This is a genomic window from Pseudomonas sp. FG35, assembly GCF_057809295.1.
The window spans coordinates 267,640-290,032 of the sequence record NZ_JBMDJR010000007.1 but is presented as its reverse complement, the minus strand read 5'-3'; the positions used below and the strand labels follow the sequence as shown (position 1 = coordinate 290,032).

Here is a 22,393-nt window from a genome sequence, read left to right as displayed (position 1 = left end):
GAATCGCCGCCGGTTCACACGAGGTTTTTCCATGCACGATCCCCACAGCGAACGCATGAGTGGCAGCGAGACCCGCGCGGCGAGCGGTCTGGCCCTGGTGTTCGCCTTCCGTATGCTTGGCATGTTCATGGTGTTGCCGGTACTGGCGACCTACGGCATGGATCTGGCGGGAGCGACCCCGGCCCTGATCGGGCTGGCGATCGGCGCTTACGGCCTGACCCAGGCGATTTTTCAGATTCCGTTCGGGATCATTTCCGACCGCATCGGCCGGCGTCCGGTGATTTACCTGGGGCTGATCGTCTTCGCCCTTGGCAGCGTGCTGGCGGCTCAGGCCGATTCGATCTGGGGCGTGATTGCCGGGCGGATCCTGCAGGGCGCCGGCGCTATTTCTGCGGCAGTCATGGCGTTGCTTTCCGACCTGACCCGCGAACAGCACCGCACCAAGGCCATGGCCATGATTGGCATGACCATCGGCCTGTCGTTCGCCGTAGCGATGGTGGTCGGCCCGCTGCTGACCCGTGCGTTCGGCTTGTCCGGTCTGTTTCTGGCTACGGGCGGCATGGCGCTGGTAGGGATCGTGATCGTGATGTTCATGGTGCCGAAATCCACCGGGCCGCTGAGCCACCGCGAGTCTGGCGTTGCACGTCAGGCGTTGATGCCGACGCTCAAGCACCCGGACCTGCTGCGGCTGGACCTGGGCATTTTTGTGTTACATGCGATGTTGATGTCGAGCTTCGTCGCACTGCCCCTGGCGCTGGTCGAAAAGGCCGGTCTGCCCAAGGAACAGCACTGGTGGGTCTACCTCACCGCGCTGCTGATTTCTTTCTTCGCCATGATCCCGTTCATTATCTACGGCGAGAAGAAACGCAAAATGAAACGAGTTTTGCTCGGCGCCGTGATGACGCTGATGCTCACTGAGCTATTCTTCTGGCAGTTCGGCGACAGCCTGCGGGCTCTGGTGATCGGGACAGTGGTGTTCTTCACCGCGTTCAATCTGCTGGAAGCATCGCTGCCGTCGCTGATCAGCAAGGTTTCACCGGCAGGTGGCAAGGGCACGGCCATGGGCGTGTACTCCACCAGTCAGTTCCTCGGTTCGGCACTCGGCGGGATTCTCGGCGGCTGGATGTTCCAGCATGGCGGTCTGTCGGTTGTGTTCCTCGGATGTGCCGGGCTGGCTGCACTTTGGCTGGCCTTTGCTGTTACCATGCGCGAACCTCCCTACGTGACGAGCCTGCGCCTGCCGCTGTCGCCCGAAGCGATCCGCGAAGCGGGTCTGGTCGAGCGTCTCAAGGCCCTCGTAGGGGTAACTGATGCAGTGATAGTCGCTGATGAAGCGGCGATCTACATCAAACTGGACACCGAATTAATGGATCGCACCACTCTCGAACGCCTGGTGAACAACCCGGCGCAGACTGCGTGCGAAGCCTAGGAGAACGTTATGGCCCGTGGGGTTAACAAAGTCATTCTGGTCGGTACTTGCGGCCAGGATCCCGAAGTACGCTACCTGCCCAACGGTAACGCCGTGACCAACCTGAGTCTGGCGACCAGCGAGCAGTGGACCGACAAGCAGACCGGTCAGAAGGTCGAGAAGACCGAGTGGCACCGTGTATCGATGTTCGGCAAGGTTGCCGAGATCGCGGGCGAATACCTGCGCAAGGGTTCGCAGGTTTACATCGAAGGCAAGCTGCAGACCCGTGAGTGGGAAAAAGACGGTATCAAGCGTTACACCACCGAAATCGTGGTCGACATGCAAGGCACCATGCAACTGCTTGGCGGCCGTCCACAACAGGGCGACCAACAAGGCGGTGGCAACAACTATCAGCAGCAGGCGCCACGCCAACAGGCTCCGCGTCCGCAGCAGTCGGCACCTCAGCAGCGTTCGGCCCCGGCTCCACAGCAGGCCGCACCGCAACCGGCTCCGGATTTCGACAGCTTCGATGACGACATTCCGTTCTGATTCGCTGCTGTATCCGCGCTAAATAAAAAAGGCCCGTCGCTGAACACGACGGGCCTTTTTCATGTGCGCGGGTTTTCAGTCAAGAATCAGGTGCGGCAGGAACCGACTCGAATCCTTGGTGATCAGGCTGTTGTCTTCGCGCACGCCAATCCCCGCCGCCTGATCGCCGATCACCCATGAGCCGATCAGCGTGTAGCTGTCGTCGAACTTCGGCAACGGGGCAAGTTCCTGAAGGATGAAGGGCGCATCGGTGTAGGGCCCACCCTCCTTGACGATCAGGCCCTCGGCGGTCTGCAGTTCGATGTTGGCACCTTCCCGGGAGAAGTACGGCTTGCGTACCCAGCCCTTGGGCACCGCGCTGCCCGGATTCGGATCGAGATGTGCGGCGAGCAGGTTCGGATGACCCTTGTGCAGTTCCCAAAGCAACGGCAAGGCGCCCTTGTTGGAGAGAATGGATTTCCACGCCGGTTCGAAAAACTGGGTGTCGCATTCGGCGATCGCCGCGCCGAACGGTTCGTGGAAGATGAACTCCCAGGCGTGCAGTTTGAACAGGTGCGGGATCCAGCGATCCTCGAGATCCACGAAACGACCGTCAGCGCTCAGGCCAATGTCTTCGATATCGATGTGCCGCGATTCGATGCCGACCTTTTCTGCGATCAGCCGCAGGTAATCCGTGGTGCCCTTGTCTTCGACCGAGTCTTTCATCGAGGCGAAGTAAAACGGCCGCGTGAGTTTCAGGTGGGCAAAGGCTTCGTGCAGCCGGGTGTCGATGCTGTTGAACTGGTCGGCATGGCGCGGCAGCATCCCGCGCTCGATGCATTGCTCCAGCCAGCCCCACTGGAACGCCGACGCTTCGTAAAGACTCGTGGGCGTGTCGTAGTTGAGCTCGAGCAGCTTCGCCGGGCCATTGCCGCTGTAGGAGAAGTCCATGCGCCCGTACAGATGCGGATGACCTTCCAGCCAGGACGTTCGGATCATGTCGTAGTACGACGCCGGAATGCTCAGGCGACCCAGCAGTTCTTCGCTGTGCACGACGCGGTCGACCAGGTCCATGCACATCTCGTGCAGCTCGGTGGTTGGATCCTCCAGATCGTTTTCGATCTGTGCGAGCGTGAACTGGTAATAGGCGCGCTCGTCCCAGTACGGCTCGTCGTCGATGGTATGAAACAGAAAGCCGAGGCTTTCGGCGGTCTGCTTCCAGTCGTGGCGCTCGGCGCAGTGGATCTTCTTCATGGTCAGCTGCTCGAACGGCCCCAGCCGCCCCAACCACTGCGTGCGCTGGACTGGCTGCCGAAGCCGCCACGGGAGGTGGACGCAGCGACGTTGACCGGTTTGCGGTAATCGCTGTCGTAGTCCCGCTGGCTGCGGCTCGGCGCCGATTCGATGCGACGGTTCAGCGTCGAGGTGTCGTAGGTCTGGCGGGTATTGCGCTCACGATAAACCGGCCGCGAGTCGATCGCGCGGTTGTTGCTCATGGCATTGCCGATCAGCCATCCGGTGAGCCAGCCGTTGCCTGCACCGCTGGACGAGTGCGAAGTGCTGGTCTGATTGCTCTGCACGGCGGCGGCGTCGCCGGCGGGCATCTGGGCATTGGCGATCGCATCGAGGTTCTGCGCCGGCTCACCGTCCTGCGGCACCTTGAAGCCGCCGAGTTTCGGCACGAAACGGCCGGCGGAATTTTTCTGACACCAGTCGGCGGCAAAGTCCGCGTCGCAGGCAGCCTTGTCGTCGTAGGCCGGGGAGATCCGCCGGTGTTCGGCCAGGGCGGCGACGTAGGCATTCGAGCAAACATCCGGCGCCACTTCGGCGTCGACGCATTGTTCGACGCTCTGGAAGTTGCGTTGCTGCTCCTGGGCGGCCACTTCAGCGGAAATCGCCAGGGCCACCGAAGCGGCCAGCGACAGTTGAACGTACTTGCTTCGTTTCATCTCAGGCTTCCTGCCGATCAGTAGGACGGGGTCATGCAAGCGGCGTTGAGCATGCCGACGCTGATCGCAACTGCCGCCACATAGATGCCTGCGGCGATTTCACCGTTGGCGATGCGCTGTGACGTGCCTTTGAGCACCAGGCCGGTCGCCAGGAAGGCCAACAATTGCACCACGGCCGCGATCACCGCCCAGAGGACGAAGTCGAGGACGTTGATCGAATGAGCGATCACGTTGCTGGCCGGAATCGCGAAACCGATGATCGCGCCGGACAGGGCAATGGCGGCGGCGACGTTGCCGAAACGGATCAGCTCGAATTCCTTGTGCGGCGTGACGCGGGTGTAGACGAACTGAAACAGCATGAACAGCAGCACGGCGCCGATCAGGTAGGCGACGAAACCGACCAGTGCGGCTTTGTTCAGGGAAATGGACAACGCTTCCAGCATGGAAAAATTCCTTTTAGATGGTGCTCAAATCGGTGGTGTACAGCGAGATGCCCAGCGAGGTGCTCAGGCTGACGGTGCCTTCTTCGTCCTGTTCGACGGAGAACAGCAGGAGCTCGCGGCGATCGGTCAGGCCGGTGTCCCGGGCGTAGAGCATCGAGTGATGGTTGATGGTGTACGACTCGTCGGGGTTGATCACCTGTTCGGTCAGCGGCACCAGTTCGGTCTGACCGCGTTCGGTGCCCCACTCACGGGTGTATTCGACGCCTTCGTGGCGATAGGTCGGTAGGCCGATCAGGCTGTTCGGGCCGGCCAGACGCTGCAATTCGGCGTCACTGTTGACCGTCACGTAGCTAACGTAGTTGAACAGCGTCACCGACTCGATCTGGTCATCACCGGTGACATGGATCTGTACCCAGAATTCTTCATCGTTCAGATAGTAGCGATGCAGTTTGTTCGACTGGCCGAGGTCGATCCAGCCGGCGCTCCAGATGGCCTGGGCGTCGGGAACCCGCACTGATGTGCTGCCGTCGAGCAACAGGCCGAGGGTCGTGTCGAAGCGGATCGCCTTGCCCTGCGCCAGTCCGAGCGGGCCGCCGGCAGACTCGGACGCCGGCGCGGCCGACTGCCAGTTGCTGGTGCCGAGCAAATCTTTGAACCATCCCATGGGTACATTCCTTGAAGCGGGTATCGATATTCGTTGGCAAAACGCCGCTAGTGTACCGGGCCGCGCGGCGAACGAGCAGGCAAAAAAGAAGGGCACCCGGTGCCCTTCTGTTTTTCTCGCCGCCGTTACTGGGCGGACTTCTGCTTCAGACGCTCGAGGATGGCGTTGGCGCTGCCTTCGTTCGGCGTGATGCCGGCTTCGCGCAGCTTGCGATCCAGGTCGTTGCCGGTCGAAGCATCGGCCAGTTCGTCGGCAGCGCTCAGCTCGGCAGCGCGTTGCTGCTGCTTGGCTTGCAGACGGTTCAGAGTACCGACAGCGGTTTCCAGCTTGCCGTTGGCGCCGCCGCTGGCGATCGAGGCGCTGACCTGCGCTTTCTGCACGCTCTCACGGGCCTTGGCCATGTCCACTTGCTGGCGCAGGCTCTTGATCCGCGCTTCGGCCTTGTTGATGTCCTTGCGCATGTTGTCGGCGTAGGTGCCGAACTCGTCGGTCTGCTTTTTCTCGACGCCCAGGTCGTTGGTCAGGGTCGAAATCGCTTCGGCCACTTCCAGCGCCAGGTCTTCACGGCCGGCGTTCAGGGCGGAAACGGCCTTGGCTTCCAGGTCCCCGATCTTGGCTTCGTACTCGCTCACGCGGTCGGCGGAGAGTTTGTGCTTGGCCATGATGGTGACCAGTTCGCGACGGGCATTGGACAGCGCGCTGTCGGCGTCACGGATTTCCTGATCGAGGATGCGCAGGGCCTGTTGGTCGGCGATCGCTTCGCCGACTTCGTTGGCGCCGCCGCGCAGCGCGGTGAACAACTTGCTCCAGATGGACTGAGTCATTGGATATTCCCTGTTGATTACTTGAAGAAGTGTTCGAAGGCTTCGCTGGCGCGCTGCACGTTGTCGACCAGGGTTTTCACCTCGGTGACCACGTTGGTCAGGCTCGAATCGGCACTCAGTGCGCCGAACATGTTGTAGACAGTCTGGCCGTTGGGCATGGTCTCGATGCCGATCGACGACAGCGGGAACATTTCCCGGCTGCGCAGTACGGCGTCGTTGAAGGCGCGCACATCGGTGATCGAATCGATGTCCACCAGCACGGTGTCGACGATGATCTGCTGACCGGCGAGGGCGATGTGAATCGGCAGACCGCCGAATTCGTTCATTTCCAGCTTGAGGCTGGGTTCGGAGCTCTGGATCAGAGACAGCGTGATCTCTTGCGAAGCCACCTCGTCCAGCGCCTTGAAAGCGTTGTAGAGGCTATCGATGTTCCAGTTGTTGCCTGCGCTCATGTAATTCTCCGACATGAAAGAGCCAGCCAGAATCGGTTGGCGTAGCTGTTGCTCCATTTGCTTGAGCAAGCTTCGGTTTTCCGGAAGCACCCAAGTTTCGTGTTTCACATAACCGGCGGCAGCCAGGCCCGCGCGCATCTGCTTCATGTAGAAGCTCGACGGTTTTTTCGCGGACGGTGTCGAGCGCACTCCCTTCGGGCTCTCCGATTTTGTTGCTGGGGAGTTGCTTTTCATGGCGATGACTCCGTTATGAACATCTCACGCGTGAGCCACACTACAACCAAATCAAAATGCCATCAATGGCTCACGCGTGAGATTTTCATGACACGCGAAAAAACGCCCGCAACGAGGCGGGCGCAGATTTTTCTGGTTGTATCAGAGCAGGGCTTAGCGGCTGGCAGCGAGGAACTCGTCGGTGGATACCACGCTGGCATAGGCAAACCCCAGCGCCGACATGAACGCCGCATGCACGTGGGCGGCGGGCACGGTCAGACCGTTGAATTCCAGGTCACGGCTGGCGCAAGCATCGTGGATCACCGTAACGGTGTAACCCAGATCGGCCGCCGCGCGAGTAACGCCATCGACGCACATGTGGCTCATGCTGCCGACCACCACCAGCTCCTTGATGCCCTGTTCGTCGAGGATCGATTGCAGCTCGGTTTCGCGGAACGAGTTGACGAAGTGCTTGAGCACCACCGGCTCATCGGCGCGGTTGAGCACTTTCGGATGCAGTTTCGCGCCTTCGGAGCCCGGGGTGAAAAACGGTGCCTCGGGCGAAGTGAATTCGTGGCGGATGTGCACCACCGAATCGCCGGCCTCGCGGAAGGCCGCGATCAACCGGGCAGCGTTATCCGCGGCGGCGTCGGCACCGGCCAGCGGCCACTTGCCTTGGGGGAAGTAGTCGTTCTGGATATCGACTACGATGAGCGCTTGCTTGGCCATGGGTGTGTCCTCGAAGTGAACGTTGGGTGTGGGTTCAGTATTGGCGCTGGCCACGGTTTCGAGGATTGGCCGCACCGACAATACACAGGGGAAAACTGACAATGGGTGCAGAAAGGACCGTCGCGGAACTGGGCGTGCTGATGTATCCCGGCGCGCAAATGGCGGCGGTGCATGGCCTGACCGACCTGTTCGGGGTCGCCAACCGGATCGCCGCCGAACACCAGGCCACGCAATTGCCGCTGCTACGGATCAGCCACTGGCAGGTCGATGACGACCACCCGCCCGTGCGGGTTTACGACAGTCATCCCGGAGCCGACAACGGTTTGCTGGCGGTGTTGATCCCGCCGTCCATTGCCGGTTTTTCCGCGGCACAGATGCCGGCCGGGCTGCTGCCCTGGCTGCGTGAACAACATGCGCGTGGCGCGACGCTTGGCGGGGTGTGTGTCGGCTCGTGGCTGCTGGCGGAGAGCGGGTTGCTCGACGGTCGCAGCGCTACCACGCACTGGACCTCGGCCAAGGCTTTCGCCGAGTGTTACCCGAAGATCAGGCTCAAGGCCGACACGCCGATTGTCGACGACGGTGACCTGATTACCACGGCGGGGCTGATGGCCTGGTCAGAGCTTGGTTTGCGACTGGTGGACCGATTGCTCGGACCGAGCATCGCCAGCAGCACCGCGCGGTTTCTGGTGGTGGAACACAGCGACAGCGCGAGTGCCTGCGGCAGCAATTTCGCCCCGATCCTCAATCACGGCGACGCGGCGATTCTCAAGGTTCAGCACTGGCTGCAAGGCAACGGCGCGACCGATGTCTCGCTGACGGCGATGGCCGAACGTGCGGGCCTCGAAGAACGCACATTCCTGCGCCGTTTCCGCGCGGCGACCGGCCTCAAACCCACCGAATACTGCCAGCACCTGCGGGTCGGCAAGGCTCGGGAAATGCTCGAGTTCACCAATGGCACCATCGACCACATCGCGTGGATGGTGGGTTATCAGGATCCGGGAGCCTTTCGCGCAACGTTCAAGAAAATCACCGGGCTGGCGCCGAGTGAATACCGCACGCGATTCGGCGTGAGTCCGCCGGCGGCCGTGGCGAAGTAAAACCCATCCGTCGTGCAGAATACCGGAGTCATCGAGCCGGTCGTGCAGATTGAAACAGGCGCGGTGCCAGCACGGTTTTTTCAAGTGGCTGATTTTCAGCGTGTTTCACGCCAGCGCCGGTTGGCCTGATCTCTGCACCCTCTGACCTACATTCACCCAGCCATTGGAAGGGGGACGCATGACCCCGACATCCCGCAGGAAAGTGGTCGTCGCCCATTCGGTTCGGCCCGGCGCACCACGACATGAAGTGCAGACCAACAAGGCCCTCGCGCGATGGCTGGCGCAGATCCTCGGCCTCAAGTTCGGCGGCAGTTACGACGCCGAAAAGCATCGCGGCCGGGATATTTATCTGCTGCCGACCCAGACCCTCGTCGGCGCGGCGGCCCGCGAACTGGGGGTGAGCGGCCCGGACGATTTGTGGGGCGGTTTCGTCGAGCACGATTTCATCTGCACCAAAGCCATCAGCCACGGTTTGCGCAGCCATCAGGCCCATGCGCCGCAAGGCTGGTCGCCATTGTTCTCCGAGCGGGTGCGCACCGTGGTGCTGGACGGGCTGAGTGTTTTTGCGCTGGAGGATGCACGGCCCGCCGCCGAACATCTGTTGTACAGCGGGCCGATCCGGATCAAGCCGATTCACGCCTGCGCCGGGCGTGGTCAGGAAGTGATCAAGAGCCTGGATGCGTTCGACGAAATCCTCGCCCGACCCGAGGCTAGAGAATTGTTCAGCGATGGCGTGGTGCTGGAGCAGGATTTGAGTCAGGTAGTTACCCACAGCGTCGGCCAGTCGTTCATCGGCGGCAGGGTGCTGAGTTACTGCGGTGATCAATACTTGACCAAGGACGCCCACGGCGAAGAGGTGTACGGCGGCTCGAACCTGCTGGTGGTGCAGGGCGGTTACGAGGATCTGTTGGCGCTGGATCTGCCCGACGACGTGCGTCTGGCGATCCGGCAGGCGCAGGTGTTCGACCGGGCGGCGGACGAGGCCTATCCGCGTTTCTACGCCTCGCGGCGCAATTACGACATCGCCCAGGGCCTGGACAGCGAAGGCCGGCCGCGCAGTGGCGTGCTCGAGCAGTCCTGGCGCATGGGCGGCGCCAGCAGCGCGGAAGTGGCGGCGCTGCAAAGTTTCGTCAACGATCCTTCGATGCGCGCGATCCGCGTGTCGTCGGTGGAAACCTATACCGATCAGGCCCTGCCGGCGGATGCCATCGAGGTGTATCGCGGGCCGGCCGAGAACAGCGACTTTCTCCTCAAATACGTAACGGTCAAATCCTATGACGGCTAGAAGCGAAAGCATTCAAATCGACATTGACGATGAACAGATGAGCGGGACGTTCCTCAGTCCCAAATCGAAAGTCCCCGGCGTGTTGTTCGTGCACGGCTGGGGCGGCAGTCAGGAGCGCGATCTGGAGCGGGCCAAAGGCATCGCCGGCCTGGGTTGCGTGTGCCTGACGTTCGACCTGCGCGGGCACACTGGCGGCACCGGCATTCCGCTGAGCCGGGTCACTCGCGAAGACAACCTGCGTGACTTGCTGGCGGCCTACGACCGGTTGCTCGCCCATCCGGCGCTGGACACTTCGGCCATTGCGGTGGTGGGCACCAGCTATGGCGGTTACCTCGCTTCAATTCTGACCTCGCTGCGCCCGGTGCGCTGGCTGGCGCTGCGGGTGCCGGCGCTGTACCGCGACGAGCAATGGCACACGCCCAAGCGCGATCTGGACAAGGCCGACCTGCGCGATTATCGCGGCACCCTGGTGCGCGCCGACAGCAACCGCGCCTTGCACGCCTGCTCGCAATTCACTGGCGACGTGCTGCTGGTGCAGTCGGAAACCGACGACTACGTGCCCCACGCGACGATCATGAGTTACCGCGCCGCGTGTCAGCAGACTCACTCGCTGACCCACCGCATCATCGATGGCGCCGACCATGCCCTGAGCGATCCGACCTCGCAGCAGGCCTACACCTCGATCCTGGTTGACTGGATCACCGAGATGGTGGTGGGCGAGCGGTTGAGCATCATTCAGTCCCGCTGATCAGATTTGGGTTTCTTCTCGATCCGCAACGCCTTGGCCTTGGCTTCCACCACCAGGTACATCAGCACGGTGATCAGCAGCGGCAGCAGGAAATAGATTGCCCGATAGGCCAGCAATCCTGCCACCAGACTGCCGCGCGAAGCCTCGTGTTGCAGCAGCGCCACGAACACCGCTTCCAGCACGCCGAGCCCGGCGGGAATGTGGGTGATGACCCCGGCAATCGCGCTGATCAACAGCACTCCGAGCACCAGCGGATAGTCGAGTTTGCTCGGCAGCAAGGTGAAAATCACGGCTGCCATGAGCGACCAGTTCAATGCCCCGAGCAGCAATTGCAGGACCGCCATGCGCAGCGACGGCAGGTTGATTTCCACCCCGCGAATCGACCACTCGCGCCGCCGGGAAAACTGGCAGGCGACCAGATAGCCGACACTGACCAACAGCAGCAACACGCCAATGCCCTGCAACGCACCGCTGCTGATTTTCCAGCCCGGTGGCATCCGCACCAGCCCGCTGGCGAACACCACGCCGGCGATGGTCATGTAGCCGAACCAGTTGGTCGCCAGGCTCAGGCCGAGGATCTTGGCGATGTTGCTTTTGCTCACCCCGAGCCTCGAATACAGGCGATAACGCATGGCGATCCCGCCGACCCATGCGCTGAGGTTAAGATTGAACGCATAGCTGATGACGCCCACTGGCAGGATCTGTTTCCAGGTCAGGTCCTGACGAATATAGGTGCGGCCGATCAGGTCGAAACTGGCGTACACCAGAAAGCTCAGCAAGGTCAGGCTGGAAGCGATGATCAGCGTGCGCACCTTGAAGTCGGCAAGGGTCTGCAGCACTTCGGCCCATTCGATGCGGCTGGCGAACATCGTCAGCAATACGATCAGCGCAAGAAAAAACAGCAGGGTCAGCGGACGTTTCCAGCGGCTCCAGCGGGACTTGCCCGCCGGTGTCGGATGCACCGCCGCGTGGGCTTCGGAATGGCTCATGACGGATCGCTCCCGGCGGCATGGGTAAAGGGTTTGAGCCGTGGCTTGTGCGCCGGCAGCCAGCCGGCCATCGCCGGGAAATGCCGCAGGAAGTGAAACACCAGAAAGCCCACGGTCATGTGCCAGATCCGCCCGCGCGGCGACTTCGCGGCGTCCATCGCCTTGCAGTGGTTGTGGCTGAGGTCTTCGAGGCGTTCGAACAGGTGGCGATTGAAGGCGCGGTCGCGGATCAGCACGTTGGCTTCCAGGTTCAGCGACAGGCTCAGCGGATCAAGATTGCTTGAGCCGACGGTGCTCCATTCCTCGTCCACCAGCGCCACTTTACCGTGCAACGGCCGCTCGCAATATTCGTGAATCTGCACCCCGGCCTTGAGCAGGTAGTCGTAGGTCATGCGCGCGGCGAGCTTGGCCACCAGCATGTCCGGCTGCCCCTGCAGAATCAGCCGCACCTCGACCCCGCGCCGGGCAGCGTTACGGATTTCGCGCAGCAGGCGATAGCCGGGAAAGAAGTAGGCGTTGGCGATCACCACCCGCCGTTGGGCGCGGCGCAGTACCTGCAAATAGACATCTTCGATATCGGTGGGGTGGCGATCGTTGTCGCGGAACACCAGACGTACCTGACCGTCGTGATCGTCAAACGCCATCTCGGCGCGACGCTGCCGGCGCCGTTGCCACCAGAACCTTGCGCGTCCCGGACGGCCGCTTTGCAGCAGGGCGAAATGATGAATGTCGGTCACCGCCGGGCCCTGAATCTCCACCGAGTAATCCTGCTTCGCTTCAGGACCGAAATCGGCCAGGTGATCGCCGGAAAAATTGATCCCGCCGATGAACGCAACCAGCCCGTCGACCACCACAATCTTGCGATGCAAACGGCGGAACCAGTTGGTGCGAATCCCCAGATGCTTGGGGGCCGGATCGAAGATTTGTAAATGCACGCCGGCTTCACTCAGCGCGGCGAGATAGCCGGTGCTCAACTCGCCGCAACCGAAGCCGTCGAGGCTGACGGTGGTGCGCACGCCACGCCGGGCGGCATCAATCAGAATCTCCTGCAATTCCTTGCCGACCTTGTCTTCGAACACGATGAAGGTCTCCAGCAGGATTTCGCTTTTCGCCGCGCGCATCGCTTCGAACACCCGGGGGAAATACTCTTCGCCGTTTTCCAGCAGCTCGATCCGGTTGTTGCCCTGCCATCGATACTCGACATCGACGGTGCCGGGCTCGCGCACGGGTGGGGTGATGCTGACCGGTTCTACGGCGGACTTCTCCAGCGGTGCACTGCTCATAGTTCAATCTCCACCGATAGCGGTGCATGGTCGGAAAGGTGTGACCAGGGACGGTTCGCCAGCACTTTGGGCTGACTGGCCTTGAGGTTGCGTACGTAGATCCGGTCCAGGCGCAGCAATGGCAGACGTGCGGGAAAACTGCGTGCCGACCGGCCGTGATGCGCCGCAAACACTTCACGCAGGCCACAGGGTTCAAGCAAGGCATCGGCGCGCTGGCGCCAGTCGTTGAAATCGCCGGCGACGATCACCGGCGCATCCTCGGGCAGTTCGGCCAGGCGCTTTTTCAGCAGAGCCAACTGAGCGTTGCGATGGCTTTCGCGCAGGCCCAGGTGGACGCAGATCGCATGCACTTCACGGTCGTCTCCCGGCAGGCGCAGCACACAGTGCAGCAGCCCCCGGTTTTCATGGCCGCTGATCGAAACGTCGAGGTTGTCATGGCGCACGATCTGGAATTTCGACAGCACTGCATTGCCATGATCGCCCTCCGGGTACACGGCGTTGCGCCCGTAGGCGAACTGCGGCCAGAGACTGTCGGCGAGAAATTCGTACTGCGGCATCGTCGGCCAATTGTTGTAGCGCTTGGGATGATGTTCGTGAGTGCCGTGAACCTCCTGAAGAAACACCACGTCGGCGGACACGCTGCGCACCGCTTCGCGCAATTCCGGCAGGATGAAACGCCGGTTCAGTGCGGTGAAACCCTTGTGGGTGTTGACCGTCAGCACGGTGAAACGGCGCACCGTGGTGATGACCGTGGTCTGCTCGTCGGTGAAGCCGAGCGGCTCGGGAATGCTCATGCGAGTACCCCTTCGGCGGCCGGTTCGCCGGGTGCGGTTTCGAGCGTTTTATCCAGGTTGAAACGATGCAACAGGCTGCGGGCATCGAACGGCGCGCGGACCTTGATGTCGTTGTCGAAGTAGCAGAAAACCTCGCGGGATTTACGGGCCCGCGGCTTCAGGCGCGGCGCGATCAAATGGGCGTCGCGCGGTTGCCTGCCGTGGTGCCAGGCGTCGATCCGTTCGGCCCAGCGTTGCAGCGCTGCACGGGTGTAACCGCTGGCGTAGAGCTCTTCGGCACCGTGCAGGCGCAGGTAGACGAAATCGCTGGTCAGGTCTTCGCGGTACGGCCATTTCCCGGCGGTGTCGGCGATCACCAGCGCAGTGTTGTAGCGCTTGAGCAGGCGCACGAAGTCGGGGTCGATGAAACTGTCGTTGCGGATTTCCACGGCATGGCGCAGCGGTTTTTTGCCGTAGGCCTTCAGGCTCGCGTGGCCGTGCAGGTGTGAGTCGTGTCGGCGGGCGAGGTCAGCGGCGGCCTGGGTGTCGTGGGGCAACTGGTCGAGAAAGGCTTCGAAACGTTCGGGGTCGAATGTGAAGTTGGGCGGGAACTGCCAGAGGATCGGGCCGAATTTTTCCTTCAATTCCAGCACCCCGGAGGCAAAGAAATTGGCCAGGGGTTTCTCGATATCGCGCAGGCGGCGGATGTGGGTGATGAAGCGGGGCGCCTTGATGCTGAACACGAAGTCATCCGGCGTTTCGGCGTACCACTGGGCGTAGCGTTCGGGCCGTTGCAGGGCGTAGAACGATCCGTTGATTTCGATGCTGTTGACCGCCCGTGAGGCGAACTGCAATTCGCGTTTCTGCGCCAGCCCCTTGGGGTAAAAGTCCCCGCGCCACGGGGCGTAACGCCAGCCTGAAATACCGATGTGAATCGTAGCCATGCCGCCTCCCGTCGAAAGTCCCCATACGGCCTCTGTCAGTGGATGACTGCGGGCGGTCGGGGAAAGTTTCGACGGGATTACGGACGGTCGGGCTGGCTTGATCAGTGCCCGGTGACGATCCGAGCCGAGCCTTCGGCGGGTTCGGCGTACACCGGGCCCAGGCGATCGAGGCGACCGCTCCAGGCGGTCAGGGCCAATGCCACCAGCACCACCAGACCGCCGATCCATGCGGTATGGATCAGGCCGATGTGCTCGACGATCAAACCGCCACCCCACGCGCCACCGGCAATACCGAGGTTGAACGCGGCAATGTTCAGCCCCGATGCGACGTCCACGGCGTGCGGTGTGTGGTGTTCAGCCTGACGCACCACATACACCTGCAAGCCCGGCACGTTGCCGAAGGCGACAGCGCCCCAGACCAGCACGGTGGCCAGTGCCAGCCACGGGTTGCCGGCGGTGAAAGTGAGTACGAACAGCACGGCGGCGAGCAGGGCGAAGATGATTTTCAGCGCACTGATCGGCCCGCGCTTGTCCGCCAGTTTGCCGCCCCAGAGGTTGCCGACTGCGACCGACACGCCGTACACCAGCAACACCAGGCTGACGGTGCCGGCGCTGAAACCGGAGATGTCCTGAAGGATCGGTGCCAGAAACGTGAAGGCGATGAACGAGCCGCCGTAACCGATGGCCGTCATGGCATAGACCAGCAACAGACGCGGTTGCTTGAGCACCTGCAATTGCTGCAACAGCGACGCCGGTTTGCTGTGGGCAATGTTGTTCGGCACATACAGCAGGCTGCCGATAAACGCGATCACGCCCAGTGCTGAAACGGCAAGGAAGGTTTCACGCCAGCCGAAATGCTGACCGATGAACGTGCCCAGCGGTACGCCGGTGACCAGCGCCACGGTCAGACCGGTGAACATGATCGCAATCGCACTGGCGGCTTTTTCCTTGGGCACCAGGCTGGTGGCGATGGTCGAGCCGATGGAGAAGAACACGCCATGGGCCAGACCCGTGACGATCCGCGCCACTACCAGCGATTCATAACTTGGCGCCAGCCAGGCCAGCATGTTACCGAGGGTGAATAGCACCATCAGCGACAGCAGCAACAGTTTGCGCGGGACTTTACCGGTGAGGGCGGTCAGCACCGGCGCACCGATGGCTACGCCGAGGGCGTACAAACTGACCAGAAGACCGGCGGACGGCAGGCTGACGCCGAGATCGGCGCCGATGGTGGGAAGCAGGCCAACGATGACGAACTCGGTCGTCCCGATGGCGAAGGCGCTGAGGGTCAGCGCGAGCAGGGCAATGGGCATGACGGCACTCCGGTGGGGGATTGAATGGAGCGCAGTGTCGGGGTTTGGTGGGGGTGGAAAAATACTGGGGTGGGCATTTGATATTTGATCTGGGCGCAAAGATCAAAGAGCGGCTCTCAAGGCGTTCTTGAACTTTGCCAAGCCAAAACCGATCAGTTCCTTACAGGTTCAACCAAGGGAGCTCTGCGTTTTGACCAGGTTCAGGATCGCGATTCTATTGGGGGCATTGCTGTTGTTCGGTGGCAATGCAGTGCAAGCCGCCAGCCTGCCGGGTGTTCCGGCGGCCAGTGAAGAGCCGGCCAAACCGGAACCGATCGTGCAGGGCGGACTGCTCGGCGCCATCAGTTCCGGCATCGACGACGTGCAGGACAAACTCGATCTCAACGAGCATCTGGTCGACGCCTGGCGCCTGCGCGCCGACCGGGCGGCGGATGAGGTCGACAGGCTGGTCAATCAACCTTCGAACCGCTCGGGCTGGAGCGTGGCGGGGGATTTCCTGATGCTTTCAGGCGTGTGGCTGGGCACGTTTGCCGTGTTGACGGTGCTCGGCAGTGTGCTGGGCAAGCGTCTGCGGGAAGGGCGCTGGTTGCGCACACGTCAGCGCAGCCAGGATTTGCTCGGTTACCTGTTGCCCTACACGCTGCCCGCACTCATCTGTCTGCCGCTGACCCTGTACGTCAGCCATTTTCTGTCGGCCTCGGTCGGTCGGGCGCTGGCGCTGTGTTTTGCCTACGCCACCAGCAGCGGGATATTTTCCACGTCGATGCTGTTGTGCGTGGTGGTGATGTTCAACGTCGGCCACAAGCGCCGCGCCGTGCAGATCATCTGCGACTACTGCCCGAAACCGCTGTTCCTGATCGGCTTTCTCGCCGCGTTGAGTGACGCCCTGACCAGCCCGCAGATCGCCCGGCAACTGGGCGGCAACATCACCAGCAGCATTGCGGTGTTCACCGGTCTGCTGGCGTCGATCATCTTCGGCCTGCTGGTGATTCGCCTGCGTCGTCCGGTGGCGCACCTCATCCGTAATCGCCCGCTGGCCCAGCGCCTGAAGCAACCGTCGCTGCAGGAATCGCTGCGGATTTTTTCCGGGCTCTGGTATTGGCCGATCGTGCTGATGGTGCTGGTCTCGGCGGTGAATCTGATAGGCATCGGCGAGGACAACCAGAAAGCCCTGCGCTGCGCGTTGCTCACCACGGTGCTATTGATCGGCGCGGTTTTTCTCAGCACCGTGCTGCAGCACCTGTTCAAGTCGCGCAGGGCCGAGGCGATTCAGCGCAGCAGTGCCTACAAGGAACGTTTCCTCAGCCTGTTGCACGCCTTGCTGCGGATCGTCATTGCAATTGCATTCATCGATATTCTCGGGCGGATCTGGGGCGTGTCGCTGCTCGACTTTGCCCAGAGCAGCACGGTCGGGCGGGCGATCAGCAATGCGCTGAGTAGCATCGGCCTGATCCTTCTCGTGACGTGGCTGCTGTGGGTGGTGCTCGACACGGCGATTCAGGAGGCGCTGAAACCGCCAGTCAGCAAACGCTCGGCGCGCCAGCCCAGCACCCGGGTGAAAACCATCCTGCCGCTGTTGCGCAACGCGATCAAAATCATCCTGGTGGTGATCTGCGCGATCACCACCATGGCCAATCTCGGGATCAACGTCGCACCGCTGCTGGCCGGTGCCGGGGTGGTCGGCCTGGCCATCGGTTTCGGCTCGCAGCAACTGGTGCAGGACGTGATCACCGGGCTGTTCATCATCATCGAAGACACCCTGTCGATCGGCGACTGGGTGGTGCTCGATTCCGGGCATGCCGGCACGGTCGAAGGCCTGACCATTCGCACCCTGCGCCTGCGTGACGGGAAGGGCTTCGTGCATTCGGTGCCGTTCGGCCAGATCAAGGCCGTGACCAATCAATCGCGGCAGTTTGCGTTCGCGTTTTTCTCGGTGCAGTTCACCTACGACACCGATGTCGACAAGGCCATCGAACTGATCCGCGAGGCGGGGGATTCGATTCGCGAAGACCCGTTCCTCAAGTACAACCTGCAAGGGCCGCTGGATGTGTTCGGTGTGGACAAGATGGACCTGAACGGTGTGGTGCTGACCGCGCAGTTCCGCACGGTCTCGGGCGGGCAATACGCGGTGAGCCGCGCGTTCAACCAGCGTTTGAAAAAGCTTGTGGATAACAGCCCGTGGGTGCATTTCGCCCAGACTTATCCACAGCAGGTTTTGTTGCCCAAGCGCCAGGAAGAAGAGGCGCCGCCGGCGCATTCGTCGGTGGTGTTGCCGGAGCAGGTGCGCACTCAGTGACGGGTCAGCCTGTTGCGGATTTCGATCATGGCGGCGGAGTCCAGCTCCACCCAGAATTGCGGCTTGCCCGCGACCTCGGCAGCGACCGGCAACCCGTCGCGATACACCAGCCGATTGCTCGCCAGCGCCGGCACTTTCGCCCCCGGCAACAAGGTCCCGGCGAGGTTCAGCGGATCGACGCCGCACACCGCGATCAGGCTGCCGTCGTGAGGTCGACGGCGCACTTCGCGCAGCAGCGGAATTGCCTCGGGCAGGGCGAATTGCTCGCCGGCCAGACCGCTGACAAACCGCCCGCCACGAATCTCGCCGCGCGCCTCCAGTCGATGGAACGTGCGCAGGAGTTCGCGCCAGCTCGGCAGCCAGTCGGCCTCACGTTCCAGCAGGCGCCAGAACACCACGCCATAGCGGCGCAACAAGGTCATGGCGATGTGTTCGAGGGTTTCGGGCGACGCCGTTTGACGGTTTTCCACCACCGGCCCACGACGCAAAAGCGCCCAGCGCCCGGCGTCGTCCATCCCACCGACAAACGCCCCGCGCCCGCGTCGACTGCTGCGCTGCTGGCGCTTGCTCGCCGGGGTGATCAGCGCCCGCAATCCGGCAAAGCTGTCGGCATTCACCAGCCCGGCGCCGACCAGTTCCTGCAAGGCGATTTCCAGCTCGGTGCGCAGCAGGTGCGCTTCATGTATCAGCTCATCGAAAAACAGCGCGCCGTGCTGGTTCAGCGCGTCGAAAACCTTGCGGGTCTTGGGCGACAGTTCGCTGACCGGCGTCTGTTCGGCCAGTGCACTCCACAAGCCGACCTGACTGCGTGGCAGCAACACGATCGGTGTACTGCGCAACGCCGTGCCGCTGATGTTTTGCCGGGCGCTGAGGCGCGTCCACACCAGTTTGCCGCTGCGGCACAGATCGTCCAGCCAGCTCGGTGAATAGTCCTTGAGCCGCGCGGGAAGGAGGTCGCTGTCCCAGGCTGAAGCAGCGGCCGGGTAGCCCTCGAACTGAGCGACAATCGCCGGCAATACGGCGTTGCCCTGACCACGGGTGGACGGGGACACGTGCTGCCAGTCGAACAGAAACCGCATGAAATCCTGCAACGCTACCGGCTCGATTTCCCGGCGCAGACGCTTGACCGTGTAGCGGTGAATGCGCGCCAGCAGATGGCGTTCGCACCACTCTGCAACGGTCGATCCCGGCGTGAACTGGCCGCGCAGCACATAACCTTCGCGCTCCAGATGAGCGAGGGCTTGATGAACAGCAGCCGGCGTCAAGGCCAGCGGCTCGGCAATCGCCGCCAGCGGTAGCGGTCCGAATGCGCCGAGCCGCGCGCGGATCACTTCGATCAGTGCATCATCGGCCGTCCATGCTTGGTCGAAACCAGGTAACGCGGGGAGTGCCGACTGCGCCTGTGGATAAAGCGCTTGCAGACAGGTCAGGCGTTCTCTCGCCAGCCAGACCGAATGCTCGGGATCTATTGGCAATCGACAGGCTCGCCCGGTTTCGGCCAGGGCACTCAGCCAGTCGCGCCACTGCGGATTGGCCGCGACTTCGCGGTCGCTGATGCACGCCAGGCTCATCAGCGCTTCGTGCATTTCGTCGGCGCTGTTCGGCGTCGGCCAGGCTTCTTCGCGCACGGCGTTGATCGCGTCGGCGTCCAGCGCGCCGAGGTCATCGGCGGATTGCGGATCACTCCAGCGGCGGTTGAGCACTGCCTGGGTGCGACGCTCTTCCAGCGGCGCATCGTCGAGAAAGGTGTAAGGGCGGGCACTGAGGATTTCCGCCGCCAACGGCGAGGGCGCCGGCAGGTCACGGGCGATCAGGCGCACTTCGCCGCGCTCCATGCGCCGCAGCAGTTCGAGCCAGCCTTCGCTGTCCATCGCTTCGTGCAGGCAATCGTCGAGGGTCTGTTCCACCAGCGGATGCTGGGGAATTTCCCGTTCACCGGCGAGGTTTTCCAGGCAGGCGATCTGATCGGGAAACACGCTGGCGATCAGGTCTTCGCTTTTCATCCGCTGCAATTGCGGCGCGACCTTGCGCCCGCCGGTAAACCGCGGCAGGGCCAGCGCCACCCCGGCATTCCAGCGCCAGCGCACGCCGAACAGCGGCGCATCCAGCACCGCTTGAATCAGAATGTGCTCGGCGCTGTTGCTGTGCAGGTAACGCCAGACTTCATCGAGTTCGAAACTGTGGCTGGTGGACAGCGACAGCACGATCGCGTCTTCGCTGGCGGCGGCCTGCAATTCGAAGTTGAAAGTGCGGCAGAAACGCTTGCGCAGGGCCAGGCCCCAGGCGCGGTTGATACGGCTGCCGAACGGCGAATGGATGATCAGTTGGGTGCCGCCGGACTCGTCGAAAAAACGCTCCATCAGCAGCGTGTCCCTCGACGGCAGGGCGCCGAAGGCGAGGCGGGCGCGGGCCAGGTAATCCACCAGTTGTTCGGCGCTGGCCAGGTTCAGGCCGAGGGTGTCGGTCAGCCAGTCGAGGGCCGGTTGCAGGTTGCCGGGGCTGGCGCTGAGCAATTGATCGAGCTGCGCGTGCAGGCGCGCCACGGCCGCCGACAATTCGTCGCTGCGCCCCGGCGCCTCGCCGAGCCAGAACGGAATGGTCGGTGGCTGGCCTTGAGCGTCCTCGACCCGCACCTTGCCGGCCTCCACCCGCAGGATCCGATAAGAAGCGTTGCCGAGCTGGAACACATCGCCTGCGATGCTTTCCACGGTGAAGTCTTCGTTGACGCTGCCGATGTTCAGGCCCTGAGGTTCGAGCAAAACGCTGTAGTCGGCGTTGTCGGGGATAGTGCCGCCGCTGGTGACTGCCGTCAGCCTTGCACCGCGTCGTCCGCGCAGGGTTCGGCTGACGGCGTCGCGGTGCAGGTAGGCGCTGCGGATGCCCTGACGGCCGTTGTAGCCCTCGGCGAGCATGCCCAGCAGTGCCTGAAAGTGTTTTTCGTCGAGGCGGGCGTAGGGCTCGGCCCGGCGCAGCAGCGCGAGCAAATCGTCCTCGGCCCACTCCTGGCAACTGACCTCGGCGATGATCTGCTGCGCCAGCACATCCAGCGGCGCTTCGGGGATGTGCAGCGTATCGAGTTCACCCCGGCGCACGCAGTCGAGCAGCGCGGCGCATTCGATCAGGTCGTCGCGGGTGGTGGCGAACAGGCGCCCCTTGGGTGTGCCGCCGACCTGGTGCCCGGAGCGGCCGACCCGTTGCAGAAAACCGGCAATCGAGCGCGGTGAAGCGATCTGGCAGACGAGGTCGACTTCGCCGATGTCGATCCCCAGTTCCAGCGACGCGGTGGCGATCAGCACTTGCAACTCGCCGCGCTTGAGCCGCTGTTCCGCATCGAGTCGAAACTCTTTGGCCAGACTGCCGTGGTGCGCCGCCACCGCCTGTTTGCCGAGGCGTTCGCTCAGGTGTCGGCTCAAGCGTTCGGCCAGACGTCGGGTGTTGACGAAAATCAGCGTGGTGCGGTGTTCACGAGCCAGTGTGGCGAGGCGGTCATAAACCAGTTCCCAGACGTCATTGGCCATCACGGCCGACAATGGCACCGGCGGCACTTCGATGCCCAGATCCCGTGGGCGCGCGTGGCCGATATCGATGATTTCGCACGGGCGGTCATGGCCGACCAGAAACCGCGCGACCGCATCGATCGGTTTTTGCGTGGCCGACAGACCGACGCGGGTCAGTGGTTCGGCGCACAGCGCCTGCAAGCGTTCGAGACTCAAGGCCAGGTGACTGCCGCGTTTGCCGGCGGCGATGGCGTGGATTTCATCGACGATCACCGTGCGCGTGGTACCGAGCATTTTGCGGCCGGACTCGGAGCCGAGCAGCACGTAGAGCGATTCCGGGGTGGTCACCAATATGTGCGGCGCGCTCTTGCGCATGGCGGCGCGGTCTTTCTGCGGGGTGTCGCCGGTGCGCACGGCGGTGGTGATTTCCAGCGCCGGCAGGTCCATTTGGCGTAACTGGTCGGTAATCCCGGCCAGAGGGTTCTGCAGATTGATGCGGATGTCGTTGGACAGCGCCTTGAGCGGCGAAATGTAGACCACCAGGGTTTCGTCCGGCAGACCGTCCGGGGTTTCCAGGCCACGGTGGACCAGATCGTCGAGCACCGCGAGGAACGCGGTGAGGGTCTTGCCGGAACCAGTGGGCGCGGCGATCAGCGTCGAGCGGCGCTGGCGGATCAATGGCCATGCGCGGGCCTGGGCGGCCGTCACCGTCGGGAAGGTGCTGCTGAACCAGGCGCTGACGGCGGGGTGGAAGCCTGCCAGGGCCGCGTCCTTGGGGAGGGGCAGATTCATGGCTTCAGTTATGCGGGCGGGCGGACGAAGTTGCAAGTACCGCTCGGGATCTACACTTTACGGGTGACGGTTGCGCACTAAACCCGCAAAATGCAACGATTCCGGCAATTATCGACGACGCTGCCACGAGCATCGTCGCCAAAGCCATCGTTCCAATCAGACTGGG

General features: G+C 62.7%; 19 protein-coding genes. 6 read left to right on the top strand and 13 right to left on the bottom strand.

What is annotated here, in order from left to right; genetic code table 11:
• Nucleotides 1–31 precede the first annotated feature (31 nt).
• Both ACODTD_RS16420 and ACODTD_RS16415 read left to right on the top strand, forming a co-directional pair.
• Entirely contained in the window at nucleotides 32–1,429 is a 1,398-nt protein-coding gene (locus tag ACODTD_RS16420) for an MFS transporter (protein WP_007955631.1), read from the top strand.
• Nucleotides 1,430–1,438: 9 nt separating this feature from the next.
• Nucleotides 1,439–1,957 carry a single-stranded DNA-binding protein gene (locus ACODTD_RS16415; RefSeq protein ID WP_003228709.1) on the top strand — a complete coding sequence of 173 codons (519 nt, stop codon included), beginning with the start codon at nucleotides 1,439–1,441 and terminating at the stop codon, nucleotides 1,955–1,957.
• A 75-nt stretch (nucleotides 1,958–2,032) separates the two neighbouring features.
• Here ACODTD_RS16415 and ACODTD_RS16410 read toward each other — a convergent pair whose 3' ends face one another.
• From ACODTD_RS16410 to ACODTD_RS16380, 7 genes are all read right to left on the bottom strand, one after another.
• Nucleotides 2,033–3,190: a glutathionylspermidine synthase family protein gene (locus ACODTD_RS16410; RefSeq protein ID WP_221615937.1), complete on the bottom strand. Its 1,158-nt coding sequence runs from the start codon at nucleotides 3,188–3,190 to the stop codon at nucleotides 2,033–2,035.
• Between the two features lie 2 nt (nucleotides 3,191–3,192).
• Nucleotides 3,193–3,885, bottom strand: a complete 693-nt coding sequence (locus ACODTD_RS16405; protein WP_011336163.1) for a DUF1190 domain-containing protein — start codon at nucleotides 3,883–3,885, stop codon at nucleotides 3,193–3,195.
• 17 nt (nucleotides 3,886–3,902) lie between these two features.
• The gene (locus tag ACODTD_RS16400; RefSeq protein ID WP_489105024.1) at nucleotides 3,903–4,328 is read right to left on the bottom strand and encodes a DUF350 domain-containing protein; all 426 of its coding nucleotides are present in this window, start codon (nucleotides 4,326–4,328) and stop codon (nucleotides 3,903–3,905) included.
• 13 nt (nucleotides 4,329–4,341) lie between these two features.
• Nucleotides 4,342–4,992, bottom strand: a complete 651-nt coding sequence (locus ACODTD_RS16395) for a DUF2491 family protein (protein ID WP_039771970.1) — start codon at nucleotides 4,990–4,992, stop codon at nucleotides 4,342–4,344.
• 125 nt (nucleotides 4,993–5,117) lie between these two features.
• Nucleotides 5,118–5,816, bottom strand: a complete 699-nt coding sequence (locus ACODTD_RS16390) for a PspA/IM30 family protein (protein ID WP_011336161.1) — start codon at nucleotides 5,814–5,816, stop codon at nucleotides 5,118–5,120.
• Nucleotides 5,817–5,833: 17 nt separating this feature from the next.
• A complete protein-coding gene (locus ACODTD_RS16385) occupies nucleotides 5,834–6,502 on the bottom strand; it encodes a YjfI family protein (RefSeq protein ID WP_064382238.1) in 669 nt (222 codons plus the stop codon).
• A 153-nt stretch (nucleotides 6,503–6,655) separates the two neighbouring features.
• The gene (locus ACODTD_RS16380; protein ID WP_011336159.1) at nucleotides 6,656–7,210 is read right to left on the bottom strand and encodes a cysteine hydrolase family protein; all 555 of its coding nucleotides are present in this window, start codon (nucleotides 7,208–7,210) and stop codon (nucleotides 6,656–6,658) included.
• A 101-nt stretch (nucleotides 7,211–7,311) separates the two neighbouring features.
• Between ACODTD_RS16380 and ACODTD_RS16375 the strand changes: the two genes are divergently transcribed.
• The 3 genes from ACODTD_RS16375 to ACODTD_RS16365 all read left to right on the top strand — a co-directional run bounded on the left by ACODTD_RS16375 (nucleotide 7,312) and on the right by ACODTD_RS16365 (nucleotide 10,340).
• Entirely contained in the window at nucleotides 7,312–8,307 is a 996-nt protein-coding gene (locus ACODTD_RS16375; protein ID WP_489105023.1) for a GlxA family transcriptional regulator, read from the top strand.
• A 178-nt stretch (nucleotides 8,308–8,485) separates the two neighbouring features.
• On the top strand, nucleotides 8,486–9,592 hold the full coding sequence (locus ACODTD_RS16370) for a DUF3182 family protein (protein WP_489105022.1): 1,107 nt from the start codon (nucleotides 8,486–8,488) through the stop codon (nucleotides 9,590–9,592).
• Entirely contained in the window at nucleotides 9,582–10,340 is a 759-nt protein-coding gene (locus tag ACODTD_RS16365) for an alpha/beta hydrolase family protein (protein ID WP_007955615.1), read from the top strand. Before ACODTD_RS16370 ends, ACODTD_RS16365 begins: the two co-directional genes overlap by 11 nt.
• On the opposite strand, the gene ACODTD_RS16360 is transcribed toward ACODTD_RS16365, so the two are convergent.
• The 5 genes from ACODTD_RS16360 to ACODTD_RS16340 all read right to left on the bottom strand — a co-directional run bounded on the left by ACODTD_RS16360 (nucleotide 10,328) and on the right by ACODTD_RS16340 (nucleotide 15,642).
• Entirely contained in the window at nucleotides 10,328–11,329 is a 1,002-nt protein-coding gene (locus ACODTD_RS16360; protein ID WP_085609125.1) for a lysylphosphatidylglycerol synthase domain-containing protein, read from the bottom strand. The two genes, ACODTD_RS16365 and ACODTD_RS16360, sit on opposite strands and share 13 nt — an antisense overlap.
• Complete coding sequence (gene clsB / locus ACODTD_RS16355) at nucleotides 11,326–12,612, bottom strand: cardiolipin synthase ClsB (protein ID WP_285357933.1); 1,287 nt, start codon at nucleotides 12,610–12,612, stop codon at nucleotides 11,326–11,328. The genes ACODTD_RS16360 and clsB overlap by 4 nt, the downstream gene beginning before the upstream one ends.
• Complete coding sequence (locus tag ACODTD_RS16350; RefSeq protein ID WP_489105021.1) at nucleotides 12,609–13,406, bottom strand: endonuclease/exonuclease/phosphatase family protein; 798 nt, start codon at nucleotides 13,404–13,406, stop codon at nucleotides 12,609–12,611. Before ACODTD_RS16350 ends, clsB begins: the two co-directional genes overlap by 4 nt.
• Nucleotides 13,403–14,329, bottom strand: coding sequence for a DUF72 domain-containing protein (locus ACODTD_RS16345; RefSeq protein ID WP_489105020.1), 927 nt, complete (start codon nucleotides 14,327–14,329; stop codon nucleotides 13,403–13,405). Before ACODTD_RS16345 ends, ACODTD_RS16350 begins: the two co-directional genes overlap by 4 nt.
• Nucleotides 14,330–14,430: 101 nt before the next feature.
• A complete protein-coding gene (locus ACODTD_RS16340; RefSeq protein ID WP_489105019.1) occupies nucleotides 14,431–15,642 on the bottom strand; it encodes an MFS transporter in 1,212 nt (403 codons plus the stop codon).
• Between the two features lie 190 nt (nucleotides 15,643–15,832).
• On the opposite strand from ACODTD_RS16340, the gene ACODTD_RS16335 reads away from it, so the two are divergent.
• Nucleotides 15,833–17,938: a mechanosensitive ion channel family protein gene (locus ACODTD_RS16335; RefSeq protein WP_489105018.1), complete on the top strand. Its 2,106-nt coding sequence runs from the start codon at nucleotides 15,833–15,835 to the stop codon at nucleotides 17,936–17,938.
• On the opposite strand, the gene ACODTD_RS16330 is transcribed toward ACODTD_RS16335, so the two are convergent.
• A complete protein-coding gene (locus ACODTD_RS16330; protein ID WP_489105017.1) occupies nucleotides 17,932–22,227 on the bottom strand; it encodes a DEAD/DEAH box helicase in 4,296 nt (1,431 codons plus the stop codon). The genes ACODTD_RS16335 and ACODTD_RS16330 overlap by 7 nt on opposite strands.
• Nucleotides 22,228–22,393: the final 166 nt, after the last annotated feature.

Excerpts from the sequence above, each read along its gene's own strand:
- ACODTD_RS16420 (WP_007955631.1), top strand. The coding sequence starts at position 32 with ATGCACGATCCCCACAGCGAACGCATGAGTGGCAGCGAGACCCGCGCG.
- ACODTD_RS16415 (WP_003228709.1), top strand. The coding sequence starts at position 1,439 with ATGGCCCGTGGGGTTAACAAAGTCATTCTGGTCGGTACTTGCGGCCAG.
- ACODTD_RS16410 (WP_221615937.1), bottom strand. The coding sequence starts at position 3,190 with ATGAAGAAGATCCACTGCGCCGAGCGCCACGACTGGAAGCAGACCGCC.
- ACODTD_RS16405 (WP_011336163.1), bottom strand. The coding sequence starts at position 3,885 with ATGAAACGAAGCAAGTACGTTCAACTGTCGCTGGCCGCTTCGGTGGCC.
- ACODTD_RS16400 (WP_489105024.1), bottom strand. The coding sequence starts at position 4,328 with ATGCTGGAAGCGTTGTCCATTTCCCTGAACAAAGCCGCACTGGTCGGT.
- ACODTD_RS16395 (WP_039771970.1), bottom strand. The coding sequence starts at position 4,992 with ATGGGATGGTTCAAAGATTTGCTCGGCACCAGCAACTGGCAGTCGGCC.
- ACODTD_RS16390 (WP_011336161.1), bottom strand. The coding sequence starts at position 5,816 with ATGACTCAGTCCATCTGGAGCAAGTTGTTCACCGCGCTGCGCGGCGGC.
- ACODTD_RS16385 (WP_064382238.1), bottom strand. The coding sequence starts at position 6,502 with ATGAAAAGCAACTCCCCAGCAACAAAATCGGAGAGCCCGAAGGGAGTG.
- ACODTD_RS16380 (WP_011336159.1), bottom strand. The coding sequence starts at position 7,210 with ATGGCCAAGCAAGCGCTCATCGTAGTCGATATCCAGAACGACTACTTC.
- ACODTD_RS16375 (WP_489105023.1), top strand. The coding sequence starts at position 7,312 with ATGGGTGCAGAAAGGACCGTCGCGGAACTGGGCGTGCTGATGTATCCC.
- ACODTD_RS16370 (WP_489105022.1), top strand. The coding sequence starts at position 8,486 with ATGACCCCGACATCCCGCAGGAAAGTGGTCGTCGCCCATTCGGTTCGG.
- ACODTD_RS16365 (WP_007955615.1), top strand. The coding sequence starts at position 9,582 with ATGACGGCTAGAAGCGAAAGCATTCAAATCGACATTGACGATGAACAG.
- ACODTD_RS16360 (WP_085609125.1), bottom strand. The coding sequence starts at position 11,329 with ATGAGCCATTCCGAAGCCCACGCGGCGGTGCATCCGACACCGGCGGGC.
- clsB (WP_285357933.1), bottom strand. The coding sequence starts at position 12,612 with ATGAGCAGTGCACCGCTGGAGAAGTCCGCCGTAGAACCGGTCAGCATC.
- ACODTD_RS16350 (WP_489105021.1), bottom strand. The coding sequence starts at position 13,406 with ATGAGCATTCCCGAGCCGCTCGGCTTCACCGACGAGCAGACCACGGTC.
- ACODTD_RS16345 (WP_489105020.1), bottom strand. The coding sequence starts at position 14,329 with ATGGCTACGATTCACATCGGTATTTCAGGCTGGCGTTACGCCCCGTGG.
- ACODTD_RS16340 (WP_489105019.1), bottom strand. The coding sequence starts at position 15,642 with ATGCCCATTGCCCTGCTCGCGCTGACCCTCAGCGCCTTCGCCATCGGG.
- ACODTD_RS16330 (WP_489105017.1), bottom strand. The coding sequence starts at position 22,227 with ATGAATCTGCCCCTCCCCAAGGACGCGGCCCTGGCAGGCTTCCACCCC.